The organism is Ruegeria sp. HKCCA5491 (assembly GCF_013034565.1).
In the GTDB taxonomy this organism is placed as follows: domain Bacteria; phylum Pseudomonadota; class Alphaproteobacteria; order Rhodobacterales; family Rhodobacteraceae; genus Ruegeria.
Genome location: NZ_WQGG01000001.1, coordinates 77,498 through 102,292, shown reverse-complemented (window position 1 = coordinate 102,292; position 24,795 = coordinate 77,498). Strand labels below are relative to the sequence as shown.

At 53.8% G+C, this 24,795-nt stretch carries 26 protein-coding genes; 16 read left to right on the top strand and 10 right to left on the bottom strand.

Annotated elements, in window-relative coordinates:
• The first annotated feature begins 1 nt into the window (after nt 1).
• Genes GOV88_RS00500 through GOV88_RS00480 form a run of 5 tightly spaced genes read left to right on the top strand, consistent with a single transcriptional unit; the run spans nt 2 to nt 4,263 of the window.
• Nucleotides 2-730, top strand: coding sequence for an ABC transporter ATP-binding protein (locus tag GOV88_RS00500; RefSeq protein ID WP_171239222.1), 729 nt, complete (start codon nt 2-4; stop codon nt 728-730).
• Nucleotides 723-1,430 carry an ABC transporter ATP-binding protein gene (locus GOV88_RS00495; RefSeq protein WP_171239221.1) on the top strand — a complete coding sequence of 236 codons (708 nt, stop codon included), beginning with the start codon at nt 723-725 and terminating at the stop codon, nt 1,428-1,430. Before GOV88_RS00500 ends, GOV88_RS00495 begins: the two co-directional genes overlap by 8 nt.
• Nucleotide 1,431: 1 nt before the next feature.
• Nucleotides 1,432-2,295: a branched-chain amino acid ABC transporter permease gene (locus tag GOV88_RS00490; RefSeq protein ID WP_170356877.1), complete on the top strand. Its 864-nt coding sequence runs from the start codon at nt 1,432-1,434 to the stop codon at nt 2,293-2,295.
• Nucleotides 2,292-3,320, top strand: coding sequence for a branched-chain amino acid ABC transporter permease (locus GOV88_RS00485; RefSeq protein WP_171239220.1), 1,029 nt, complete (start codon nt 2,292-2,294; stop codon nt 3,318-3,320). The genes GOV88_RS00490 and GOV88_RS00485 overlap by 4 nt, the downstream gene beginning before the upstream one ends.
• Nucleotides 3,321-3,324: 4 nt before the next feature.
• Complete coding sequence (locus tag GOV88_RS00480) at nt 3,325-4,263, top strand: 3-keto-5-aminohexanoate cleavage protein (protein WP_171239219.1); 939 nt, start codon at nt 3,325-3,327, stop codon at nt 4,261-4,263.
• Nucleotides 4,264-4,525: 262 nt separating this feature from the next.
• On the opposite strand, the gene GOV88_RS00475 is transcribed toward GOV88_RS00480, so the two are convergent.
• Nucleotides 4,526-6,448, bottom strand: coding sequence for a DUF3604 domain-containing protein (locus GOV88_RS00475; RefSeq protein WP_171239218.1), 1,923 nt, complete (start codon nt 6,446-6,448; stop codon nt 4,526-4,528).
• Between the two features lie 396 nt (nt 6,449-6,844).
• Here GOV88_RS00475 and GOV88_RS00470 point away from each other — a divergent pair, with 396 nt between their 5' ends.
• A complete protein-coding gene (locus GOV88_RS00470; protein ID WP_171239217.1) occupies nt 6,845-8,404 on the top strand; it encodes an acetolactate synthase large subunit in 1,560 nt (519 codons plus the stop codon).
• A gap of 294 nt (nt 8,405-8,698) precedes the next feature.
• Here the strand turns inward: GOV88_RS00470 and GOV88_RS00465 are convergent, their stop codons facing one another.
• From GOV88_RS00465 to GOV88_RS00445, 5 genes are all read right to left on the bottom strand, one after another.
• Complete coding sequence (locus tag GOV88_RS00465; RefSeq protein WP_171239216.1) at nt 8,699-9,685, bottom strand: zinc-dependent alcohol dehydrogenase family protein; 987 nt, start codon at nt 9,683-9,685, stop codon at nt 8,699-8,701.
• Nucleotides 9,686-9,768: 83 nt separating this feature from the next.
• Nucleotides 9,769-10,614: an enoyl-CoA hydratase/isomerase family protein gene (locus tag GOV88_RS00460; RefSeq protein ID WP_171124931.1), complete on the bottom strand. Its 846-nt coding sequence runs from the start codon at nt 10,612-10,614 to the stop codon at nt 9,769-9,771.
• Between the two features lie 92 nt (nt 10,615-10,706).
• The gene (locus GOV88_RS00455; protein WP_171124929.1) at nt 10,707-11,495 is read right to left on the bottom strand and encodes an SDR family NAD(P)-dependent oxidoreductase; all 789 of its coding nucleotides are present in this window, start codon (nt 11,493-11,495) and stop codon (nt 10,707-10,709) included.
• A gap of 12 nt (nt 11,496-11,507) precedes the next feature.
• Complete coding sequence (locus GOV88_RS00450) at nt 11,508-12,473, bottom strand: LLM class oxidoreductase (RefSeq protein WP_171212745.1); 966 nt, start codon at nt 12,471-12,473, stop codon at nt 11,508-11,510.
• 12 nt (nt 12,474-12,485) lie between these two features.
• Entirely contained in the window at nt 12,486-13,262 is a 777-nt protein-coding gene (locus GOV88_RS00445; RefSeq protein ID WP_171239215.1) for a CmcJ/NvfI family oxidoreductase, read from the bottom strand.
• Nucleotides 13,263-13,369: 107 nt separating this feature from the next.
• On the opposite strand from GOV88_RS00445, the gene GOV88_RS00440 reads away from it, so the two are divergent.
• Complete coding sequence (locus GOV88_RS00440; RefSeq protein ID WP_171212776.1) at nt 13,370-14,281, top strand: LysR family transcriptional regulator; 912 nt, start codon at nt 13,370-13,372, stop codon at nt 14,279-14,281.
• Between the two features lie 239 nt (nt 14,282-14,520).
• On the opposite strand, the gene GOV88_RS20395 is transcribed toward GOV88_RS00440, so the two are convergent.
• Both GOV88_RS20395 and GOV88_RS00430 read right to left on the bottom strand, forming a co-directional pair.
• The gene (locus GOV88_RS20395) at nt 14,521-14,904 is read right to left on the bottom strand and encodes an RICIN domain-containing protein (RefSeq protein ID WP_171239214.1); all 384 of its coding nucleotides are present in this window, start codon (nt 14,902-14,904) and stop codon (nt 14,521-14,523) included.
• 197 nt (nt 14,905-15,101) lie between these two features.
• Complete coding sequence (locus GOV88_RS00430) at nt 15,102-15,785, bottom strand: GntR family transcriptional regulator (protein WP_171239213.1); 684 nt, start codon at nt 15,783-15,785, stop codon at nt 15,102-15,104.
• A 303-nt stretch (nt 15,786-16,088) separates the two neighbouring features.
• Here GOV88_RS00430 and GOV88_RS00425 point away from each other — a divergent pair, with 303 nt between their 5' ends.
• From GOV88_RS00425 to GOV88_RS00390, 8 genes are all read left to right on the top strand, one after another.
• On the top strand, nt 16,089-17,060 hold the full coding sequence (locus tag GOV88_RS00425; RefSeq protein ID WP_171239212.1) for a TRAP transporter substrate-binding protein: 972 nt from the start codon (nt 16,089-16,091) through the stop codon (nt 17,058-17,060).
• Between the two features lie 117 nt (nt 17,061-17,177).
• Nucleotides 17,178-17,672, top strand: a complete 495-nt coding sequence (locus GOV88_RS00420) for a TRAP transporter small permease (RefSeq protein ID WP_254449133.1) — start codon at nt 17,178-17,180, stop codon at nt 17,670-17,672.
• Nucleotides 17,673-17,674: 2 nt separating this feature from the next.
• Nucleotides 17,675-18,961 carry a TRAP transporter large permease gene (locus GOV88_RS00415; RefSeq protein ID WP_170620203.1) on the top strand — a complete coding sequence of 429 codons (1,287 nt, stop codon included), beginning with the start codon at nt 17,675-17,677 and terminating at the stop codon, nt 18,959-18,961.
• Nucleotides 18,962-18,978: 17 nt separating this feature from the next.
• Nucleotides 18,979-19,413, top strand: coding sequence for a heme-binding protein (locus tag GOV88_RS00410; protein WP_171239210.1), 435 nt, complete (start codon nt 18,979-18,981; stop codon nt 19,411-19,413).
• A gap of 9 nt (nt 19,414-19,422) precedes the next feature.
• Nucleotides 19,423-20,304 carry an NAD(P)-dependent oxidoreductase gene (locus GOV88_RS00405; RefSeq protein ID WP_171239209.1) on the top strand — a complete coding sequence of 294 codons (882 nt, stop codon included), beginning with the start codon at nt 19,423-19,425 and terminating at the stop codon, nt 20,302-20,304.
• 57 nt (nt 20,305-20,361) lie between these two features.
• The gene (locus GOV88_RS00400; protein WP_171239208.1) at nt 20,362-21,105 is read left to right on the top strand and encodes an SDR family NAD(P)-dependent oxidoreductase; all 744 of its coding nucleotides are present in this window, start codon (nt 20,362-20,364) and stop codon (nt 21,103-21,105) included.
• A 19-nt stretch (nt 21,106-21,124) separates the two neighbouring features.
• Nucleotides 21,125-21,436 carry a cupin domain-containing protein gene (locus tag GOV88_RS00395; protein ID WP_171239207.1) on the top strand — a complete coding sequence of 104 codons (312 nt, stop codon included), beginning with the start codon at nt 21,125-21,127 and terminating at the stop codon, nt 21,434-21,436.
• A 5-nt stretch (nt 21,437-21,441) separates the two neighbouring features.
• Complete coding sequence (locus tag GOV88_RS00390) at nt 21,442-22,353, top strand: sugar kinase (protein WP_171239206.1); 912 nt, start codon at nt 21,442-21,444, stop codon at nt 22,351-22,353.
• A gap of 159 nt (nt 22,354-22,512) precedes the next feature.
• On the opposite strand, the gene GOV88_RS00385 is transcribed toward GOV88_RS00390, so the two are convergent.
• Nucleotides 22,513-23,064 (bottom strand): hypothetical protein, encoded by a 552-nt coding sequence (locus tag GOV88_RS00385; protein ID WP_171239205.1) that lies wholly within the window; start codon nt 23,062-23,064, stop codon nt 22,513-22,515.
• Nucleotides 23,065-23,462: 398 nt separating this feature from the next.
• Nucleotides 23,463-23,687: a DUF1127 domain-containing protein gene (locus GOV88_RS00375; protein WP_171239203.1), complete on the bottom strand. Its 225-nt coding sequence runs from the start codon at nt 23,685-23,687 to the stop codon at nt 23,463-23,465.
• 130 nt (nt 23,688-23,817) lie between these two features.
• Between GOV88_RS00375 and GOV88_RS00370 the strand changes: the two genes are divergently transcribed.
• Entirely contained in the window at nt 23,818-24,729 is a 912-nt protein-coding gene (locus GOV88_RS00370) for a LysR family transcriptional regulator (protein WP_171239202.1), read from the top strand.
• The last annotated feature ends 66 nt before the right edge of the window (nt 24,730-24,795 follow it).

Here is a 24,795-nt window from a genome sequence, read left to right as displayed (position 1 = left end):
CATGACGACAATCTTGAGACTCCAAGACCTGAGCAAGGCATTTGGCGCGGTCACTGTCGCCGATGCCATGAGCTATGAGGTCCAGCAAGGCGAGGCACTCGGGGTAATAGGCCCCAACGGCGCTGGCAAAACCTCGATGTTCAACTTGATCACTGGGACGCTCAAATCCAATTCCGGGGTGATAGAATTCAGTGGGCAGAACGTCACCAAATGGAGCGCGGCAAAGCGCAGCCATGCAGGCATCGCGCGTTCTTTTCAGGTCCCGCAGCCGTTTTCGGGCATGACTGTTTTCGAAAACGCGATGATCGCCGCCACGCAATCAGCTGGCATGCATGGACACCAGGCCGAGAACTTTTGTCTGGAGGTTTTGGACCAAACGGAACTGCTGCCCAAGGCAAACGTTCTCGCCGGTAGCCTAACTTTGCTGGAGCGCAAACGCCTAGAACTAACACGAGCGCTTTGCGCCAAGCCCAAACTGCTGTTGCTAGATGAGATTGCCGGTGGTTTGACCGAAGCCGAGTGCAAGTCACTGGTCCAAACCATCAAGGACATCCACGCCGCCGGCGTCACCATCATCTGGATCGAACATGTTGTGCATGCGCTGCTGGCCGTCGTGGATCGTCTGATCGTCATCGACTTTGGCAAAAAAATCGCCGAAGGCGAGCCACACGCAATTATGGAAAGCGCTGAAGTCAAGGAAATCTATCTGGGGATCGAAGCCGATGCCTGACTCAATTCTTCAGATACGCGGTTTGAACTCCTACTACGGCGATTTCCAAGCGCTCTATGATGTCGAATTGGACGTCGGCGAGGGAGAAGTTCTGGCAATCATTGGTGCAAACGGCGCAGGCAAGACGACCCTGATGCGGTCAATCACCGGGTTGTTGACGAACGGAGTGGATCAGATTCACTATCGAGGTCAGGATATCAGCCGGCTTCGCGCAGACGAGGTTGCAGAACTTGGCATCGCCATGGTTCCAGAAGGTCGCCAGTTATTCCCATCTTTGTCAGTCAAAGAAAACCTGATGATCGGAGCCCAAGTTGGTCGCTCGGGCCCTTGGGATCTGAAAGCTGTCTATGATCTGTTTCCGATCCTTGAGGAGCGCAAGGATCAGGCATCAACATCGCTTTCGGGCGGTCAGCAGCAGATGGTCGCCATCGGGCGCGCATTGATGGCCAATCCTGATCTGATCCTGTTCGACGAAATTAGCCTGGGGCTGGCACCGATCATCATCAAAGACATCTATGAGGCGCTGCCCGGCATCATCGGCGAGGGCATGAGCGCGATCATCGTCGAACAGGACATCACCAAGGCACTTTCGGTCTCGAGCCGGGTCTATTGCCTGCAGGAGGGGCGCGTTTCGTTGGAAAGCGCGTCTGACACCGTTTCGCGCGAAGAGATTTCGCGCGCGTATTTCGGGATCGAATAATATGGAATGGCTGAACGCTATCGTGCAGGGAACTTTGCTTGGTGGACTCTACGCGCTGTTTGCCGCAGGTCTGTCGTTGATTTTTGGGGTCATGCGGCTCGTCAATATTGCCCATGGCGATCTGATCGTGTTGGCTGCCTATCTCGGCCTGACCGTGACGACCGCAACAGGGATGCACCCAATGGCCGCGTTGGTGATTGTAGTTCCCGCAATGGCGCTTGTTGGATACGCCCTTCAACGCGGCCTACTGAACCAAACACTGGGTGACGATATTCTTCCACCGCTGCTTGTGACCTTCGGGCTGAGTGTAATTATCCAGAACGGATTGCTGGAGGTTTACACGGCCGACCCCCAAACACTGAACGCCGGTGCGCTGGAAACAGCCAGCGTTGCAGTAGGCGGTGTGACCCTTGGGATCTTACCGCTGCTGACCTTCGGGATCGCCATCGCTGTGATTTGGGGGCTGCAATGGACCTTCTATCACACCGCACTTGGTCGAGCATTTCGGGCTGTTTCCGACAATCAAGACATCGCCCAGCTTATGGGCCTCAATCGCCGGCACATCTTCGGGCTGGCCATGGCGCTGGCCCTCGGTGTGACAGCGATCGCGGGTATCCTGCTTGGCATTCGAACAAGCTTTGATCCTTCGATTGGTGGCGGTCGCCTGATCTTTGGCTTTGAGGCCGTTATCATCGGCGGGCTCGGCAACCTTTGGGGCACGCTGGTTGGCGGCGTTATCCTTGGCGTCGCGCAAACCATCGGAGCAAAGATTGATCCGGGCTGGCAAGTGCTTGCCGGACATATCGCTTTCCTTGTCATTCTTGCCGTTCGTCCGAACGGTCTCTTCCCGAGGGTTTCCGGATGAACCTGCAGGACTACTCTGTTTCTCGATCGTCTAAAGCAGCACGAGTTGCCGCGATCCTTGCCGCAATCGGTTTGCTTGTACTGATTGCAGCGCCCTGGTGGGCAGGCCGCGCCGACATGCGCCTGATGGGGGAGCTGTTTCTTTACCTGTCCCTGGCCACTCTCTGGAACCTCATGGCGGGTTATGCTGGTCTCGTCTCTGTTGGTCAGCAAGCCTATGTGGGCTTTGGCGGCTATATGCTCTTTGCACTGACGATGCTGGGTGGGCTGAACCCATTGGTTGCTATCGCGGCAGCAGGCGTGATGGGGGCTTTGATCTCGATCCCGGTGGCTGTTCTGATCTTCAGGCTTCGGGGCGCTTATTTTGCCATAGGTACCTGGGTCATCGCTGAAGTCTTTCGGCTGAGCTTCGCGCAAATCTCAGCGCTTGGTGGGGGATCAGGATCTTCGCTGCCCGTTGCCATCGTCAAATCTTTGGCGTCCGGGCGCGCGATGCGAGAGGCGCTTAGTTATTGGCTGGCGCTCGGAGCGGCCGTGCTGGTGGTGACTGCCGTGTATCTCTTCTTGCGGTCTCGCCAAGGTTTGGCGTTGACGGCAATTCGCGACAACGAGTTGGCAGCGGGTAGCCTCGGCATCGATATCTGGCGCACGAAGTTCATCGTGTACGTTGTCACGTCGGCGTTTACGGCAATGATCGGCGCTCTGATCTTTTTGCAAAAGCTACGCATATCGCCGGATGCTGCGTTCAGCGTCAATGACTGGACCGCCTTCGTCATCTTCATCGTCGTAATCGGCGGTATCGGCACCATCGAAGGGCCAATCATCGGTACACTCGTCTTCTTTGCGCTGCGCGAAACGCTGGCCGACCTCGGAACAACTTACCTTATTGTTCTCGGCCTCGTTGCGATTGTCGTCATGCTCAAGGCGCCAAAAGGCGTCTGGGGAGTGATCCGAAGCCGTTATGATCTGCAACTTTTCCCGTTGGGCTATCGCGTAAAGCACATCGGACAATCCAAGGAAAACTGAACCTATGGCCCGTCAAAAAAAAACGATCATCACATGTGCCGTAACCGGTGCAATACATACGCCCACCATGTCGGATGCGCTGCCGTACAGCTATGATGATATCGCGGGGCAGGCGATCGAAGCTGCCGAGGCTGGTGCGTCGATCCTGCACCTGCATGCCCGCAACCCTGACAACGGATCGCCATCCGTCGATCCGAATGACTTTGCGCATTTCCTGCCCCGCATAAAACAGGCGACGGACGCCGTAGTGAACCTGTCCACCGGAGGATCGCTGACTTTGTCGATTCAGGAGCGGATCAATCCGGCCAAGACTTTCAGCCCCGAAATGTGCTCAATGAATATGGGGTCGATGAACTTTTCGTTTCACCCGCTAGCCAACCGGTATGGCGATGACGAATGGAAATTTGATTGGGAGAAGGACTATGTCGCGAACTCCGATCAGAACATTTTTCGCAATACGTTCCGGGACATTCGCGAGGCGGCTGAAACACTCGCGCCACATGACATCAAATTCGAACATGAATGCTATGATGTCGGTCACTTGTACAACTTGAAATTCTGCATGGATATTGGGCTGTTCAAGGCTCCCATTTTCATTCAGTTCATCTTTGGCATCCTCGGCGGCATCGGGTCCGAAGTCGACAACCTGATCTTCATGAAACGGACGGCCGACAGGCTGTTCGGTGACGATTACCGGTGGTCGGTGCTGGGAGCAGGTGGAGCACAGATGTCGCTTGCTACGACGGCCAGTCAGATGGGCGGCAACGTTCGCGTTGGATTGGAAGACAGTTTGTTCATCTCTCGCGGTAAATTGGCCGAAAGCAATGCTCAGCAAGTCGCTAAGATTCGACGTATTGTAGAAGATCTGGGCAGTGAGGTTGCGACCCCTGATGAAGCAAGGGAAATTCTGGATTTGAAGGGTGGTGATCGCGTAGCCTTCTGACGCTTACCGATGGATTTGTCCGCTGACTGTGAGTTCGACCGGCCCCCGTTTTTGCGCTCGCGGCGAATGTCTCCTCTGACGGGCCGCGTCGCAGCGACGGTGACCGAGGTCGAACGGCAGGAATGGGCCGTTAGCCGTACTTGTCGCTCCAAACCCGATTGTCTGCTTCGTCCCGCGCAGCGGTCATTCAGACGGAACGCAGCGAACGGCTGCGCTGAGCCCAAAGCGGTCAGTCAAAGAGGCAAGAATAACGGGCATTCTATTAATTTGGTGAATACCAGATCGGCGACGTATATGCGCGCTCTTGTCCGATCAATGTCGCTTCTTCGGGAATGTCAGCGCCTAGACGCACTTTGTCGTAAACAACCCAGCGTGGCGTCGGGATTTCAATGACGCGAGCGTAGTAAAACGCGTGCTCGGACGAATCAAAATCTGGGTCTGTCCAGACCGTTCCTAACTCTGAAGCGCCGATGGAGTTGATATAGTTTGCTGCTTCTAAATCGACTGTATTACCTACAGCCGGCAGTTTACCGTTAGCGTCCAGTTCACGTACATCCGACCACGCCACATCATAGACTTTTTCGGACAAGTTCCCGTCGCTGTCCATCCAGCCCTTGACGATCTGGATGCGATCAAGATTGGCCCCGATGGGATCGCGCAATGCATAGACCATGAAGGTTGGCGCGTCGGACGTTGCCGGGCGCAGATCACCACCCATCGGAACACCCTTTTCGTAGCCAACAAAGGCTGGAGCGCGAGACCTCATGTCATCCTCGTCGAACTCCCATCCCCCAAAGAACCGCACAGCCATGCGTGGACCTGTTGTGGCATAAACCTCGCGGCGCACCATGGCGTCCCATAGGCTGGCCCGCGTGTTCTCTTCGGCCCAGACGCCTGTGTAGCCTGACGCCACCAATGACCAACCTGGGAAAACGCCATTTTCTGTTTCGGTGAACGGGTGCGACGCGCGGGTCAATGATGGCTCGGCATTTGTTGCTTTACCAAAGTAATTGTCGCTGTCAGCGGTTGCCAGCGATGTATGGCTGTCCGTCGCGCCGGACAAGCCAAATTTGTAAGGGTTTACGCCCGTGCGCGCCTCGATGGCGAACCCCTGCTTAAGTGCCTCGCGCGCATATTCGCCTGCAAGCATATCTGGCGTTTTGGCTTCAGTTAGATCAAGGTTGCCCGCATCCCATGTTTCGTAATTCGCAAACTCGTCATCGGGACTAAGTGCGGGGTGCGCCTCGCCGTCTCCCTTGATCTGGGTGATTTCGTAAAGCGGTTCCCATCTCATCCGCGCCATTGCATAGGCTTCGTCCACAGGTTCGCCATTGTAACGTGTTTCAGATGGGAACATGATGCCGTTTGACAGGTTTCCATTGTGCGCGAGTGCAAAAGCTTGTCCACCCGTATCGGCCTCATAGGCCTCCAACCATTTGTACAAGTCCATCGGGTCTGTAGAGCCAACGGGTGCTTGCGTCGTCATAGGTTGGACCTGTTTGACCCGGTCTGCATTGTCACGAAAAATGATATTGCGGTGCATGTTGTTGCCCCGGATCAGCGACGTCCACTCAAAGCCGTGAAACGCCGTGAAGTCCCCAGGATCGTTGAACAATTCCACCGTGGCGATCATATCTTCCCAGACAGAGGCATATATGGGCGATCCGGGGGAATAGTCTGCGATCAAGTCCGGATCCATGTTCCCTTGAGAGAAAGTAGTGATCAGGTCCAGAGCTGCTTCAGCTGACGCCTCACCGCCTTCTTGCAGACCTTTTGCCCAGCGGGAGCCCTGTTCTGACTCCATAATGTTGGGAGAACCCTTGGCTAAATCGGTGATCATGCCCATTCCATCCGAGTGTTCCGTTGTCACGATCCAGTCTAATGGTCGCGCCAGCCTAACAGGCTGCCCTGTGGCCGAGACGACTTCTTCGCCGCGTGCAAACCGAAGCATTGTGTCAAGATCGGTCGTGTTCCCGAAAAGACCTGCGTCCATTGAAAGACCGGTGTGAATATGAGTGTCGCCCCAAAATACGCGCGATGGAAAGCTGCGTTGAGCATTGGGTGAATAGGCTTTGCCGGGGTAAAGGTCTTGAAGTGACTGTTCAGAGGGTAAGAACTGCGCGTTGGCTGCGCTCGAAACTACAAATATGGAAGAGAACAAAGCGGAATTTAGGTACCTGAGCATAATAAACCTCCCAAGACTTGCTGAAATCAAAACGCGTTTCTTCACGCAAGCCGCACATTCAGACCTGATGATAATACGTCATTATTACCATGTCTTCGAAATTCCGCTTTGTTCGCTGAGCCGTCATCGTACCAAACTACGGCGAAGGTCTGCTGCGAGCCCAAAGCGGGCGTGCTCGCGCATTGTCTCTCTCGCCAAGTGTATGAATGCTTTCGCTCCAAGTTCTGTCTTCGCCAAAAGGTACGGTCCTAAATCCGGTAACTGCTCCACGCCGTGAGCGGCTTCGGTACTATGCGTCCTAGGTAATCGTGTCGGGAGGAAAATATGTTTAGAAAGAAGGCCTTTTCGTGCAAGCATTGTAATCAAATGATCGCTTGAAATCAGGCTAGGGATAAAATGAACGGCGCTCAATCACTCGTAAAAACCCTATTAAACAATGGTTTAAATACGGTCTTCGCAAATCCCGGCACCTCCGAAATGCACTTTGTCGCTGCCTTGGACGAACACCCGGAGATGAATTGCATTCTTTGCCTGTTTGAAGGCGGCACGACGGGAGCTGCAGACGGGTATTTTCGCATGAAACGAGACGTCGCCGGCACGCTCCTGCATCTTGCACCCGGCTTTGGCAACGCCTTTGCCAATCTGCACAATGCCCGAAAAGCGGGGTCCGGAATCGTGAATGTAGTGGGCGATCACGCTACGCATCACCTCCGTTATGAAAGTCCTTTGAAGGGAGACATCCTCGGTACCAGCCAAGCGGTCAGTCATTGGACGCGTGTGTCGTCCAATGCCACCGACGTAGCCATGGACGGAGCGGCGGCGGTTCAAGCGGCCCGCGCGCGCAACGGTCAGATCGCAACGCTGGTCCTGCCTGCCGACACAGCTTGGAACAAAGCGAACGCAGCGACAAACCGGTTAGACAACCGAGAAAGCCTCCATCGACCGTCAGTAGGCGACATAGAGGCCGCTGCAGCCCGTCTTGTGACGCCGAAAGCCGCGCTGATGATTGGCGGATTAGCTCTGTTTGGACCGCAGCGTACACTGGCTGGAAAAATTGCCGCCGCTACGGGGTGCCGGTTGTTGGCCGATACTATGATACCTCGTATTTCCAAGGGCGCAGGAACAGCAAAGTTAGAGCAACTGGTCTATCCGATATCGCCCAAGACCGTTCAGCTGGAAGCAACGTCTTCGATCACTCTGCTTGGCGCAGATAGGCCAGTCGCCTTTTTTGCCTATCCTGGGAAACCTAGCGTGCCTGAACCACCGCATTGCCCCATTACGGACTTATGCACACCCACAGATGATATCGAGTGGACGCTGCAAGCGCTCGCCGAAGCGGTCGGGGTCACTGGTAAAACGGCGGCAGCAACCTTTCCGCTCGAACTACCAGACATTCCCACCGGTCAGCTAACACTCGAAAAAGTTGGTTTGGCTTTGGCTGCGCTGGTGCCTGAAAACGCCATCATCTGCAATGAATCCGTTACGTCAGGGTTTCATGTCATACCGCCGACGGCCACCGCTCACCCACATGATCTGCTCGCCGGCACCGGTGGCGCGATTGGGCTGTGTTTGCCTTGCGCAACAGGCGCGGCCACCGCCTGCCCGAACCGACAAGTCATTGCTCTGACCGGGGACGGGTCGGCCATGTACACACTACAATCACTGTGGACAATGGCGCGGGAAAATCTCGACGTCACGGTGATCGTATTTGCAAACCGCGGCTATCAAATTCTGCGCGATGAACTCACAAATGTCGGCGTGGCGAGCTATGGTCAGAATGCTCAGGCTATGTTTGACGTGGTGAACCCGACGTTGGACTGGGTTTCGCTGGCGAAAGGCCATGGTGTTCCGGGAACACGCGCAGATGACATGGACAACTTTGCAAAGGCGCTCTCCGCCGGTCTCTCCAGCGAAGGGCCATCGCTGATCGAAGTTGTGTGTCCACCACCCGCATGAGTATTCTGACACGGAACCTAAAGAGCAGACGAGGCTAGGAGGGCAAACTGCGGATTGTTATATTTTGAAGCTGAAAAAAGACTTGACGATGGTTCAGACGGTGGCGAAATTGCAGCTTTGTCTGCAGAGCGGGCGCTCATGCCGAGTATGGCGAACGACAGTATAGAGCCCAGAGTGACCAATGCTGCAATAAGCACTAAGGTCAGCTAAGCACCGATAGCCGACATCAATTGCAGTTTAAACTGAGATAGCGCGCAAGGTCATTGCACGCGCACCATTCCCAGCTAAATCTGATTACATCTCCACAACGACTTTTCCGACTGCAGCTCCATTTATCAGGTGCGCATAGGCGGCACCGACATTCGTCCACCCAAACGCCTGTTCGTCAACAATCGGTTTGAGCCCGCCGGCGTCTGCCAGTTCCGCTAGTGTCCGCAAGATGTCCCCATGGGTTTGCCGTTCGACATCGTGCATCATCGGGATCAACATGAAAACGACATGCAGAGACAGACCTTTGAAATGCGCGGGCGTCAAATCAATCTCGACCATCGCAACCGTTGAAGCGACTTGACCATTGAGTTTCGCCGCTTCGAACGAGTTAGTCATATTCGGTCCACCCACGCTGTCAAACACCACGTCGAAGCCTACACCATCGGTGTGCTCAGCCACGTAGTCCTCAACCTTTTGCGTTGTGAAGTCTAAGGGACGCGCACCGATACTCTCGATCAGGGCCATCTGATCTGCGCCACGACCTGTCGCCGAAACGGTGGCGCCGAGGTGTCGGGCGATCTGAACGGCGACATGACCAACACCACCGGCGCCGCCTTGGACGAGTACGGTTTGCCCTTGGCCAACATCGGCGCGCGTCAATCCTTCGTATGCGGTGATGCCAACGAGAGGCAGCGCTGCGGCTTCTCGCATGCTCAGCGACCTAGGTTTGTGGGCAATCAGGCGGGCATCCGCATTAATGTACTCTGCCAAAGAGCCCGGCAAGTCCATTAAGCCTCCGGCACAGCCATACACCTCATCGCCCTTGGCAAAACCCGTCACACCTTCGCCAATTGCGACGACTGTGCCAGCAAAGTCCATGCCGAGCACCGCGGGTAGTGCGGGGGAAAGGGGTAGGTCAGCGCCCATGCTTCGGATCATTGTGTCGACCGTGTTGACGCTGGCGGCGGCTACTTTGACGATCACGTGTCCAGAAGTCGCGACCGGGTCGGGCATATCTACAATCTCGAACGGCGCATCTGGCCCGTATGAATTTAGAACCATTGCTTTCATTGGTTTGTTCCTTTTTGTGACGTAATATCAGGGGCACGTTGCAACAACGCACGCCTGACGAGATCGATGTATTGGGGGGAAAGTCAGTTGATGTCCTGCACCTGCATCACCAGATCGCCCCATTTGCGCTGGTTCTCGATGTCGTGCTGTAACCCTTGTTCATCCGCGATGGTGAAACGTTTGACCGCCGGGGTTTTGCTGGTGGCCTGATAGAGCCAATAAGCCTCGGCTTTCAGCGCCTCATCAATGGGTTTGTCGATTGATTCGTAGACCATCTTCTTGCAGGCATTGATCGACTCAGCTGGGAATTTTGCAATCCGTTCGGCCAGTGCGGTTACATATGGGCCAATTTCGTCCGGCTCCAACGCCTTATTGATGGTGCCCAAACGCTCTGCATCATCCGCGTCATAGTCCTGCGCGCTCAGGATGATCTCAAGTGCTTTGCCAAGACCGGTCTGGCGCGCCATGCGAGAGGCGCCACCGCCGCAGGGTAAGATGCCCATGCCGACCTCCATCTGCATGAACTTGTACTTTCCTCGCGCGGCAAAGCGCATGTCGAGCGCCAACGCCAATTCGTGTCCGCCACCGCGTGCATACCCTTCCAGTTTTGCGATGGTGGCCTGCGGCACCTTGCTGATCCGTTCGCAAACCGATTGCAGGTCCAAAAGCTGTGCATCGTCGCGAGATACCGCCTCGGTCGACATATCCTTGAGAAGCTCGGTGTCGTAGTGGCAGACCCAGATTTCCGGATTGGCGGATTGGAAGATTACGACCTTGGTTTCGCGGTCACGCTCCAACCGCATTGCCAGGCTGTTGAGATCGGCCAGCATTGCCTGGCCTTGCACGTTCACGGAACCAAAGTTGAACGTCACGGTGGCGATGCCGTATTCAACGTCTACGTCAAAGGTTTGAAAGTTCTCGTATTTCATCAGGCAGTCCTTTCTTGGGCCTCGACGCGGCATGCGTGAGGGGTGTCGGAGAGTTAAAGGTGGAAGTGTGGGGCGCTTTCGCGCCGCGAGGGTTAGCCAGTCCGGCCAATCAAGTCCCTGATCGTGGTCATGACGTCGGCAACGTGATCTTTGTCCCGTGCTGCGGCATGCGGATTTGCGAAAGCACCAATATCATTGTCAAAATAGGCACCTGACGCATCGGTGAACCTCTCGCCTAGCGCCGCTTCAATCAGGATATCGGCGCCAATGCTCATGTCGTTGCCGGAAACGCCAAAGCCTTCTTTCACCATCTTTGAGGCCAAAAGTGATCCGGGATTTACAGCAACGATTACCGGTGTTTCGGCTCGCGACTTGGCCCAATCCTGAGTCCAGATGGTGATAGCTAATTTGCTTTGGGCATAAGCTTCCATATCCGCAAGCGGCACATTGCCTTGCATGGCTTTGATGTTTACCGGGGCTTGCGCTGCCGATGACAGGTTCACAACGCGACCGTCAGCGGGAATGACCGGCAGCAGCAATTCGGTCAGCAGATAAGGTGCGAGCGTGTTCACGACAAAACGGATGTCCTGCCCATTCTCAAGGACGGATTTCGGGGCTTTCAAAACACCTGCGTTGTTGATCAACACATCCAGTTTGTCATGCTTGGCCCGTACGCTTTCGGCTAGATCTCGCACCGCGGACAGATCGCTTAGATCGGCGACATAGGTTTCGACATCACCGCCGACTGCGGCAGCAGCACTCTCCAATTTAGATACGCTACGACCATGCAAGAGCAATTTGTGCCCGGCGGCTGCTAGCTTCTTTGCCGTGAGCAAGCCAATGCCGTCCGTTGAACCTGTAATGAGAATAATCTTGGTCATTGGTCTGATCCTTTAAGAAAAGTCAGGCAGCAAAGTATCCGCCAAGTGTTCGAGGGTCGCCTCGATAGGCGCTTGATTGAACCTAAGGTTCAGTGCGACGTGATTGACCCCAAGCATTTCAATCTCGCGCAGATAGCTGCGAAGGAAGCCAGTGCCAGATTGAAACCCAAGATGGATCGGGCGAGGAGGGGCAGCTGGATCAGCAACGACATCGACGTAAAGCGATTGCATGACCGGCTTGTCCGATTGGCCCGCGGCCTTCACCCGTCGCCGGTAATCCGCGATGACCTGCCCCTGAGCTGCGGCGTTGCGCGGATAGGTCATCCAGCCGTCGCCGTTCTGTGCCACCCAATTGGGCGTTTGCTGGCTACCACCGGTAATGAGCATCGGCAGGCGGGCTCCATGCGGTTTTGGCAATAGGTCAACCCCACCATACAGCGTGCCCTGAGCGCTTTCATGCTTGGGATAGTCCGATCCAACAGCGCGGATGTAGCCAACGCTGTCGCGGAAACGTTCATCCCTGTCATCATAGCTCTGGTTCATCGCCGGGTACTCCTCGGGGCGGTCGCCCGAAGCTACACCCAACAACAACCGTCCACCCGACAGCACATCTGCGGTCGCCGCTGCCTTGGCCACATGTGCCGGGTGGCGCAATGGTAGAATTACACTCGACGTTCCAAGCGCAATCCGGTCTGTCGCCGTTGCAAGTGCACCCAGATAAACAAAGGGATCGAATACCTGTCCGGGATCACCAAAGCTTGGAACATTAAACGGTATGTCCCGCAGCCACAGTGCTGCAAACCCAAGTTCCTCTGCCCTCTGAGCCGCTTCCAGATGTTCCCGCAGCGTCGGCTCTGCGCCGACTGCGTATGCTTCAAGCGGTAACACAAGGCCTACGCTTAGACGCCCCGGGCGAAACACCCGGTTGTAGGCCACGTTGATTTGGGAAAACTCAGTCGGCTGCGTTTCATCCAACATGTCAGGACCCCCTTAATAGCGCACCAAAGTGCGGCTCTCGATGCTCTTGCGAATGGTAGTGACATTTGGATCCTCGACCATATCAAGCGCGCTATGCGCAATCGATGGAAGGCCGCGATTGTCGTAGATGTTAAAGATCGCGACCTCATCTGGCGTCATCTTGGATTGATAGATCCACTCATGTTCGGGGTTTCCCACCAGCCCCATGATTTGCCCTTTGCGTTCGGGGTAGATCAGGTCCAGCAGGATCCAGTCAGACGGATCAACCGATGATGGGCAAACAAAGCCAAGCGGTGCTGAATTGATAGGATGACCCACAGGGCGCCACACATTGACAAAAGCATAGTGACCTTGCGCCCATTCCGCTGCGGTTTCGGCGCCCAACAGGTCGACAAGCCGCTGTTCGGCTCCGTCCTTGCTATAGTCACTGTGGACGTTGCGCGCGGGTTTCCGTGTCGCACCAGGATCATCGGTGCGAACGGTATGATCAAAAACCACAACTTCGCACACACTCAGCCTGTCCAATAGCATTGATGTCAGTTCTGCATCGTATGTTGGTTTCCAAGCATCCCTGGCAAAGTCTTGGACTTGCGTTTTCAGCGGCATGAATTCGATAGCATCGAACGCAAATGTAACTGTGTTGGTCGTAGCGCGGGTATCTTCTAACGTAACGGCTGTGGAGACCAGTTCGGGGGCAACCAGATTACCGGAAATCCCGCCTGCATCTAGTTCAAAGGCTTGCCGGTAAGGCTTGTGAACGTGGTAGTTGACAGTGGCTATCCGCGTCATTTGCGCCTCCTTCCTACGCTTTGTTGCATCGGTGAAAGGGATTTAACGCCAATCTATTTACATATAAACTGCCCATCCATGGATTGATAATTCGGGTTTTCGATATAATGGGACTTGATACAGATGCGCTGCGATTGTTTGTAGCAGCAGCGGAAATGCTGAACATAAGCGCTGCTGGGCGCGCACTGGGTATGGCTCCAGCGGTCTCGAGCGCAAAGCTAGCCAAGTTGGAGCAGAACCTGGCTTCCGAGCTTTTGCATCGCACAACGCGCAAAGTGTCACTGTCCGTCGAAGGTGCCGATTTCCTGCCTTTTGCCCGAGAGATCATCGCACAGGAGGAAGCGGCGCTTACGGCCTTGGGCAAGCAAACAACCGCCATCCGAGGCACATTGCGCTTCGCTGCGCCTAGCACTTTTGCACAGCGATACATCGCACCGATCTTGCCTAAATTTCTTCAGCAAAACCCCGACCTCACACTCGATTTACGTCTGTCAGATGTTCAGTTCGATCTTATCGAAGGGAGTTATGACTTAGCACTGAGGAACGCGCCGCTAGTGGACACCAGCTTGAAAGGTCGGAAACTGGCAGATGACCAGCGCGTTCTATGTGCCGCGCCGCATTATCTCGACAAACACGGCATCCCCAAAACTCCCAGCGATCTAACAAACCACCACTTAATTGCTTTCCAAAATCGCCAACCACGCCCGCTTACAGGACCTGCCGGCAAGGATGCGGTTTTCGATCCCGCATCCGCCAAGGGTCAATTGATTATCGATGACGGCCAAAGCCAGGTCTGTGCAACGCTGGCCGGGGCCGGTATTTCTCTGAACGCTCTGTGGAGTGTGCATGAACACCTGAAGTCAGGCCAGTTAACCCAAGTTCTGCCTAACTTTGTGGCCAAAGAAGATAATGTTCTTTGGCTTATCTATCCCAAGTCCAATGTATTATCTCCTAAAGTGCGGGTGTTCATGGATTTTCTGATCGCAGAGATTGGGGCAAAACCACCTTGGGAAACATGAGCGCAAAACAGGTCAAGTGCGCTTTCAGACATCCTGAAGCCAAGGTCGGGAACAGGCGCTAAGCAGACGTGCCTTGTCCAATCACAAATGTCTGGTTTGTCCACAGTGCCGTCATTCAAACCGAGTGCAGCGAATACCTGCTTTGAGCCCAGAACTGCCGTCCGTTGCGTGCGCGCCAGTGTTGGCTATCGCGTTTTGCGAGCCCTGCGAGCACCGGCTATTGCGCTCCCGGGGCAATCTTATTCCGCTGTGCGGTTGTACCACGTTTGATAGGCCGCCTGATCGTCGAAGCACGCCTGCAACTTTATCGCAATGATCCGATTATGATCGCTGCGACCCATGCGCGTCTCACCCGTCAGGGTCAAGCACATTTCGGGACTCGACGACGGTGCGATGGTGCCTGCACCATTAAAGACCCAGTTTTGAGCGGCAGAACCATCAAAAGTGGCCAATTCTGCTGAAGCACCTGCCTCGGTTGAAAGAGTCTGTATGCAGACATCAACCTCAGGCAAATAAAGCGCCGTCCGCGAATTGATCGGGGTAGAACGCCTGCCCAATAGCACTTTGCCGGAGGGGCTGTAGCAGGTCCTCGGTTGAAGCCCAGCTTCAGGATTAGCGGCCACGCCAAGCCCTCCAGCGATGTCGATACAACAACCGTTCTGAATGTTGTCGAGTATAAGTGGACATTGGATTTTAGTATGCGAGGTGTTGCCCGGTGAAACTAAGCAAGAATATCATTCGCTAAAAAAGAAGCCGGCAAGTACGGTTTCTTCGCCGGTCCAGGTCGTGAAAGAAAAATACGATACGCGGGTTTCCGAACTTATTCAAAATACTCCGGATGGCGTTCGTGAATAAACGCAATGGTGTCATCAAGGCGGGACAAGTGTTTTCTAACTGCGGTCTGCGCTCTTGACAGATCCCGCAAAGCGAGCCCGTCTGCGATTTCATAATGGTCTTCTAAAATGGAATTTGCTTCGCGGTCTTTCCCAAGGCCAAGCATGCAGAGACGATCCACTTTTTGCTTGCATTCCAGCATTACTTCGAATGCTAGTGGATTGCCGCCCAGAACATAGATCAGTTTGTGAAAATCATAATCAAGCGCATGGAAGGCGGGTAAATCCCCTTTGGCCAAGGCGTTCTCCTGAAGGGCGAGGTTTTCACCAAGCTTCGCATCCTTCTCTGCGTCCCAAGTTTCGATCGCTCCATGAATAACTTCAAGTTCGACGGCCCTGCGTACCAAACGAGCAAGCTCTAGGCGGTCCATTGAAAAGCCGCGCACCTCTGTCGCTTTTTGCGGTCGGATAAGTAGCAAATCCTCATTTCCAAGCCTGGTGAAGGCGTTGCGAACAGGTTGGCGAGAGACGCCAAATCGGCGTGCGACTTCCGTCTCGGATAATTTTGTACCGGGAAGAATTGCGAGCGAAACGATCTGATCGTGCAGTGTTTCGTAGACGGCATCAGTGGTTGTTCGGGTTCTAATTCCGTCCACGATTTTTTCTTCCATCCTCTGATTCATAATGCTGTCGCCACGGTCTGGTGGGTGGTTAAGGCAATGTTATATAATACTAAAATCCGTATCTCCTACGTATTTCAGCAAGGCTTTTTCAGCTAATATCAAAGAGCCTGTAATCATTGAAGTCAAGGCCGTCGCATGTTTCAAACGAGTTGTTGACTTATCTTGGATACTAGTGTCCTTATAGGTTCAGCAGTGATTCCGGCTCTGGGAGGAAGCAGGAAGTTTTGCGACTTTCATCCTCCAGACGACACTTTTTGGCCTGTTGCTGCCCAAAAAAACGGGAGGAGACCCATGACTTCTACGAAATCGCTTTTTGCAGCAGTAACCGTTGCACTGATCGCCTCATCAGCATCGGCCGAAAGCTGGCGCGCTTGGAACATTCACAATGACGGCCACCCCAATACGGCGGCGATGGACAAGTTTGCTGAGCTTGTAGACACAGCCACAGATGGTGAAGTCACGGTAGATGTGTTCCACGGCGGCGTTCTTGGCTCGCAGCCCGATGCGCTGGAGCAAGTGCGTATTGGAGCCATCGAGGTTGGCAACTTCAACCTTGGCCCGATTGGTCCGATGGTCAAAGAGGCAAACCTTGTATCGCTTCCGTTCATCTTCAAAAGTGTGCCGCACATGTTCCGAGTAATGGAAGGTGAAGCTGGCGCGGTCGTTGCCGAAGCGATGGGTGAGGCAGGGGTCCTTCCACTTGCATATTTTGATGCTGGAGCCCGGTCATTCTACAGCCAGAAGCCGATCAACTCTCCAGCCGATGTGGAAGGCCTGAAGATCCGAGTTATGAACAACGATCTCTACACTTCGATGATTTCGGCGATGGGTGGAAATCCGTCTCCCATGGCGTTTTCGGAAGTACAACAGGCTCTGAAAACAGGCGTTGTTGATGGTGCAGAGAACAACTTCCCGTCGTTCAAAAACGTTGGCCACTATGAAGTCACATCGCACTATTCCCTATCTGAGCATCTGATCATCCCCGAGTGCATCTGTGTGAATACGGCTAAGTTCAACGCGCTTAGCCCCGAACTACAAGAAGCTGTACGCAGTGCGGCACAAGAAGCGGCTCTGTATCAGCGCGAACTGTGGGCTGTTGGATCTGAGCAAGCGCGCTCTGACGTTGAAGCGGCTGGCATCACAGTCAACGAAATAGCAGACAAGGGCCTCTTCCAGTCCGCGATGGACGTAGTCTATGCCGACTACCTTGCTGCCAACCCAGATATGACAGCGTTGGTCGAAATGGCCCAGGCCACTGAGTGATTTTCCAAAGCGAACACAAAAAAGGCGCGTCCGGTTTCCTTCAAAGAAGCCGGGCTCGTAAAACAAAAAGGGGGCAGCATGCGAGTTTCAGGCAAGACATCGGAGTTTGTAAGGAGGATGGATATCTTCCTCGACCTGCTCGCCCGCCTTTGTACCTTGTTGGCCGGCGTCGCCATCGTGACTATGACCGCCATCTTCGCGTGGCTGGTCTTTGGCCGGTACGTCCTCAATGACACGCCCACCTGGGTTGAACAGGTATCGCTTTTACTTGTCATGGTCATTGCCTTCCTCGGCGCAGCAGCCGGGGTGCACAACCACACCCACCTCTCTGTTGTTCTTTTCCGGGGCATGGTGCCGCCGAATGTACGAACAGTTTTTGTCTGCATCACAGATTTGCTGCTCGCCGGGTTTGGCGCGATGATGTTCTGGTATGGGCTTGAATTGACTGAATTCAAATGGGGCACGTTGATCCCGCTTATTCAATGGCCCGAGGGCCTGAGATCCCTGCCTATGACCATAAGCGGAGCATTGGTCCTTCTGTTTTCCATCGGCCATCTGATCCGCCTGTTTCTAGGCGAGGATGCGCGCCAAGACAGTATAGATCAGGGTTAATCATGGGACTTGCAGTTCTTCTCGGGGTCTTTGCCGTTTCCGTCATCATCGGCACTCCGGTCGCTTACGCACTCGGGATTTCTGCCTTGGCAGCGTTTTGGTACGAAGGTTTGCCGTTGTTCGTCGGCTTTCAACGAATAGTCGCAGGAATCAACGTTTTTTCGCTTATGGCGATCCCGTTTTTCATTTTCGCTGGTGAGCTGATGTTCCACGGCGGGATAGCCGTTAGATTGGTTAGGTTCGCGCAAGCTGCTGTCGGTGCCGTGCGCGGCGGGCTTGGCATTGTAAACGTGTTTTCCTCCATGCTTTTTGGCGGGATATCAGGTTCGGCGATCGCGGACATCTCTGCGCTGGGCTCAATTCTCATCCCCGTTATGAAGGACAAGGGATACGATGCTGACTATGCGGTGAATGTCACGGTGACATCTTCCATCGCCGGAATCATCATTCCACCCAGTCACAATATGATCATCTTTGCTCTTGCTACGGGCGGTGCGGTATCAATTTCCAAGCTGTTCTTGGCGGGTGTGATCCCCGGCATCCTGATGTGCTGTTGCTTGGCAATTGCTGCGTATGTGGTCGCAGTAAAGCGCGGCTATCAGGCCGAACGGTTTCCAGGATGGACGGCGCTGGCATACGCGTTTATCGGCTCCATCCCCGGCCTGCTGACTGCCGTCATTATCGTCGGAGGTGTCCTATCAGGCATCTTTACTGTGACAGAGTCCGGTGCGTTCGGGGCTATGTATGCCTTTGTCGTCACGCTGATCGTCTACCGAAGCCTGTCATGGGATGCTTTCAAGACCGCTGTAATTTCGTCTGTGCGCACAACGTCGATGGTCATGATCCTGATCGCCTGCGCCGGTGCCTTCGCCTACATGCTGACCTACAACCGCGTACCAACCAAAACGGTCGAGTTCCTTTTGGGGATAACTGAGAACCCAATCCTGATTTTGCTGATGATCAATGCCGTTCTTTTGCTGCTTGGCATGATTATGGATATGGCAGCCTTAATCCTCATCTGCACGCCGATCTTCTTACCGGTGATGAATATGCTGGGGATCGATCCGCTGCAATTCGGCATGATCCTTCTGGTGAACCTTGGACTGGGGCTTTGCACGCCTCCGGTCGGGACCTGTCTGTTTGTAGGCTGTGCGGTTGGCCAGTTGCCGATGGAAAAAGCCATTAGAACGATCTGGCCTTTCTACCTTGCGATCTTCGCAGCGCTGATGCTGATCACCTTCGTTCCTGCTATCTCGCTCACACTTCCCACTCTCCTAATCGGCCCATAAGGCCAAAGGACGCCGCTATGCTGAATATCAAACGATTGGACATTGAAGAAGCGCGACGGCTGATCGCGGTTGCTAGGCTCAAAGCCGAAGATATCGGGGTGCCAATGTGCATCGCTGTTACCGACGAGAGCGGTATCCTCATCGCATTTGAGCGAATGGATGGCGCCAAGATTACCAGCGTCAATCTGGCGATCGACAAGGCTTATACCGCATGCGGCATCAAAAAGAGCACGCAAGCCTTGGGTGAAGTCAGTCAACCGGGAATGCCAGCGCATGGCATCGCCTCGGCTTTAGGCGGACGTATGGTGACCGTTGCTGGCGGTCTTCCTGTGCTTGCTGGTTCTGATGTCGTCGGCGGCATTGGTGTTAGCTCAGGCTCGCCTGCGCAAGATCATGACGTCGCCCAAGCTGGGGCCGACGTCCTTTCCAAAATGAAAAACCCAATCGCTTAGGAGGCGCATATGTCGAACCCAAAAATCGGTTTCATTGGTCTAGGCCAAATGGGCAGCAAGATGGTTGAATGCCTCCAAAACAATGGTTTTGATCTTTTGGTCATGGGCCGCAACAAAGCGGCGGTTGCCCAAACCGTTGCGCGCGGCGCGGTCGAGGTCAGCACCCCTAAGGAACTCGCCGAGGCCAGTGATATCGTCATGCTCTGCGTGACAACATCTGACGTGGTCGAAAGCCTGATTTACGGCAAGAATGGTATTCTCGCCGGGATCAAAGAAGGCGCGGTGGTCATAGATTTCGGCACGTCCATTCCAGCGTCAACAAAGAAAATTGGCGCGGACCTTGCGAAAAAAGGGGCCGGGATGCTCGACGCACCGTTGGGGCGTTCACCTATGCACGCCAAGGACGGTTTGCTGAACATCATGGCAGCGGGCGATATCGAAACGTTTGAAAAGGTCAAACCTGTGCTCGACGTGCAGGGCGAGAACGTGTTCCATCTTGGCACACTCGGCGCGGGCCATACGACTAAACTGATTAACAACTTCATGGGTATGACAACAGCGTGTACCATGAGCCAGGCATTTGCAGTTGCAAAACAAGCGGGCATCGATGGCCAGCAGCTTTTTGAGATCATGTCTGCGGGCCCGTCCAATTCTCCATTCATGCAATTTTGCAAGAATTACGCCGTCGATGGTGTAAGTGATCTTGGGTTTTCGATCAGCAATGCCAACAAGGACATCGCCTACTTCGTTCAGATGATCACTGACATTGGAACACGCTCCGAAATCGCTGAAGGCACTTCCGCAAATCTTCAAACGGCGCTTGATGCAGGGATGGGCGAAGGCAATGTACCCGAAATCTACGACATGTTCGTCAAACGCGGTGCAGCCTAAGCAAGCGCCCGCTGGAGCACGACAATTTTCAAATCAGAGCAATGATGAGGGATGGCTATGAAGCTCGCTGGAAAATCGGCAATTGTAACTGGAGCTGGCCGGGATATCGGTGCAGCTGCTGCAATCAAACTAGCCTCCGAGGGCGCACACGTTGCAATAAACTATTTTGCCAGCAGCGCAGGCGCTGAGGACGTTGTGGCCAGGATCAAAGCAAATGGCGGAACCGCATTCGCGCTTCGAGGAGACTTAACGCAGAAAAGCGACGTTGACGCATTGGTGGCGCGATCTCTCGCGGAGTTCGGCAGTATTGACGTTTTGGTCAATAATGCGGGCGGTTTGGTTGCCCGCAAAACAGTCGCAGAGTCCTCACTTGAGCATTGGCGGTATGTGATGGACTTGAATCTGACCAGCAACTTCATGATGACGAACGCCTGTTTGCCTCATATGAAAAGCGGTACAATCGTCAACTTGGCAAGCCAAGCCGCTCGCGATGGCGGTGGCCCCGGCTCAGTTCCCTATGCGACCTCAAAGGGCGCGATCATGACGCTGACGCGGGGTTTGGCCAAAGAGCTAGGCCCGGATATCAGAGTCAATGGGCTTTGCCCTGGGATGATTGATACTGATTTTCATAACATCCACACACCGGACGCAGGACGTCGCGGCTTTGAAGCCGCTGCGCCAATGAAACGTCAGGGCACAATTGAGGATGTCGCAAACCTTGTCCTATTCCTAGCCTGCGACGACAGTGCTTTCATTACAGGAGCTAATGTCGATCTGAATGGTGGAATGCTTTTCTCATAAAATATAGCGGAGGTACACCTTGCCTGAATTTCCAGTTGTCCCGACAGGAGAGAATGTCACACGGCAAGTTCTCTCTGATCATCCTAATCTCATGGTTGTTGCCTTTCGGTTCAGCAAAGCAGGTGCGATAGGCGCGTTGCACAGCCATCCGCATGTCCAGTCAACATATGTCGAAAGCGGCCGGTTCCGATTCACTTTGGGCGAAAGTGACCAAGAGTTCGGGCCAGGAGACAGTTTTGTCATTCCTTCAGATCAAACCCACGGATGTGTTTGCCTGGAACCAGGAAAGCTCGTGGATAGCTTCACTCCGCGGCGTGACGATTTTTTGTAGAACCCATGCGTATCTTAGCAATCGGCGAGTGCATGGCGGAACTTGCTCCCCTAGGCGGTCCAGGGGAGTTAAAGATCGGGTACGCTGGTGATACGTTCAACACAGCTTGGTATTTAGCGAAAATATCACCGAATACAGAGGTCGCTTATTTTACGACAGTTGGTGACGACAAACTGTCCCGCGAAATGCGAGCCTTTATTGACAGAACAGGCATCGATACCTCTCACATTTGTGAAATCTCGGATGGAACTGTGGGTCTCTATATGATCCACCTTTCCAACGGCGAGCGTAGTTTTTCCTACTGGCGCAACAGCTCCGCCGCCAAACGGCTTGCTGACGATCCAGATGCGCTTGACCGTGCTATCGAAAAAGCGGATTTGATCTATTACTCAGGAATTACGCTGGGAATTCTTGGTCCTCAATCGCGTGAAAACCTACTTGGTGCTGTCCAAAAGGGGCGCGATGTAGGGAAAACCGTGGCTTTCGATACGAACATCAGACCCAAACTTTGGTCGAGTACCGAAGAAATGAAGCGTTCAATCATGCGCGCTGCTGAACTCTCGGATATCGTGTTGCCGTCTTTTGACGATGAAAGCGCGTGGTTTAATGACGACTGTCCGACCGCGACTCTTGAACGATATGCAAGACATGGTGTGGAGCGGATCGTCGTAAAGAACGGCGAGCATTCTGTGGTTTATCAAGATGGGAATATTAGAGGGGAGGTGCCCGCTAAGCCGGAAACTTCCGCTATTGATACAACAGCCGCTGGTGACAGCTTCAACGCTGGCGTTTTGCTCAGCGTTTTGGAGAAAAGCGATTTCCGCGCAGGAATATCATTAGGCTGCCAATTGGCCAGCTACGTAATCCAAGCCAAGGGAGCGCTGGTTCCTGTCGATGCACTGCGTGTTACAGCCTGAGGCGATAAATCCCGACTTGTGTTTAACGTGGAATATTCGCACCGCACGGCCATTATCTCAAGAAAGGTAACTTTAACACTGAAACAATAAAGGCATTAGAAAAGGTCATTCGCTTAAGTTCAATCAAAAGACCGCAATACGCAGTGTGCCATTGGTCGTCTAAATAAAAAGCAGATGTGAATGTGCCCTAATTTCAGCGAAAATCTCAATGGCAATTGACGTTGGCGTGGGCCAGTTGGGATGCAACACTGCTTCAACAATATCTGCGTCAGCTACAAACCGCGCGTTATGTTTCGCCGCAAGATATCGCATGTGGCGGTTTTCCTTCAGACACATCATTTGGATAGTCCGGACGCCTCTGTTCTGCGCCATCGCGTACATCTGTCGAAACAAAGCGTCGCTAATCCCAATGCCTTGCCATTCGGCTTCGACAGAGAGTGCAACCTCTGGCTTTGATGGCCATGAATGAAAGAGGCCGCGCAGTTCCACAAGGCCCCTCAATTGGCCCCAGACAAACGCTCCACAAGCGATACTGTTGTATCGAAGGATATTCTGTGCGTAACTCAAGACACCATTGTCGTCGACGGCTCCACAAAACCGTGCCCGCCGCGTTTGGACATCTAACCGCAGAAAATGATCACAGATTTTATCTTGATCGCCGAAACCGAGACGACGGACGACCAGATCTTGTGAAGTTCTCCTATCGCTCATTTTTCGGGGCTCCTGCTTGGCAGGTTGGTTTGGGCCAGCACTTTCGGGAGGAGTTGAAAATGCTGGCCCGTGCGTTGGCGCTCCCTGTTGACTTTTTCGCCACCGCTCATGCTGGCTTACTCTGGGAGGAGCGAGAACCAGCTTTTTCCGTGTAAGCTTTTGGACCTGAGGGCTCGCTTACTTATTCGTCAGCCATCAATTTTCCGGCTTATTCCGGGATCTCAGATCGCGAAATTCCGATCTGAGAGAGTTGGTAATCGCTCATATTTGAAAGCGCAGAGAGCATCCGGGCCATTTTCAGTGCCTTCAAGGCCGCATTGGCCGTGGCTCCGATCCTCGCTAGGAAGCTGATTGATAGGGCGATGGAGTGACTACGATCTGTACTAGCCGTTTGGGTGTTAGCAGCCATATGCAGCCTCCATAGCAAGTCTTTTGATGCTACTGCGTGGAATGCCCAGATCTATTAAGTCACGGTCAGATAGCACCGAGAGCTCATAATACGTTGCGCAATAAACCCTGCGTTTGGCCTGTGCCTTTCGCATCGTGTCCAGATTTTGATGAAAGAACGTGCGGCCAGCTTCGAAAACGACATCCAGCGCGCTGTTTGATCGTGTAATTGCCATGATATTGCCTCGTCCGTTGCTGCAGTGCAGTATTTATGCTGCAATGCAGAGGTACGCCTGTTTGATAGCGCTCACAATTTGGCAATCTGGCACAGGCCCCATGCCAGATTGGAACAGCAAGGGTCATGACATGGATATTTCTGCGCAAATGTTAATCTTTGCGACGGTTGTCGAGCAGGGCAGCATCTCTGCGGCTGCAAGATCAATGGGGCAGACCCCATCAGCAGTAAGTAAGCAGATCGGATTACTTGAAGATCAGGTTCACTACCGCCTTCTTAATCGCACCCGAACGGGTGTCTCTCCGACGCTAGAAGGCCAAGATTTCTATGAAAAATGCAAAGCGATGGCTGACAAATTCAATGAAGCCAAAGCGATGATCCATAGCTTTGACGGCGTCCCACGCGGAGAACTCAGGATCGCATCCACTGTTGCATTCGGTAAGTCCCAACTGATTCCTGCCCTCCCAGAGTTCATGAAAGAGAACCCAGAGGTAGAAATGTCTTTAAATCTGACCGACCGAGAAATTGATCTTCGGAGCGAAGGGTTCGACGCGGCGATCTGCTTTGCGGAACAACGGAAGAATCCAGATATGGTCATTAGGCGCGTTATGCAGAGTCGAAGGGTACTATGTGCCTCACCTGAATACCTTGAGCGTTGTGGAACACCGTCGAATTTTGCCGAACTGGCTGAGCACAATTGCTTGAGAGTTGCTGGGAGAAGCCAACGGAACGCTTGGAAAAGCATCGAACCGAACGCAGGCGAAAAGTTTGAAGCAACGGGCAGCTTTGAGGGGAACAGCACCGATGTCGTCTTTAGAGCCGCTCTGGCTGGTATCGGCATCGCACGGCTGCCCTGCTATATGGCAAACAGGAAATTTCTCTCTGGCGAACTTGTCCATGTCATGCCGGAGTATGCACCTCCCAGCACGGATATTGTCGTAATGTTTGCCGAACGGAGGAATCTGGCACCAAAAACGCGCGCGTTTGTGGATTATCTCGCGCGGCGGTTTCGGAATGCCGAAGAGAACCAAAGGAACGGCTAACTACGCATAGAAACGGTCGTAGTTGTCCAAAATATTCCGGTCCCGTCCGCTGTGAGTGGTTAAAAT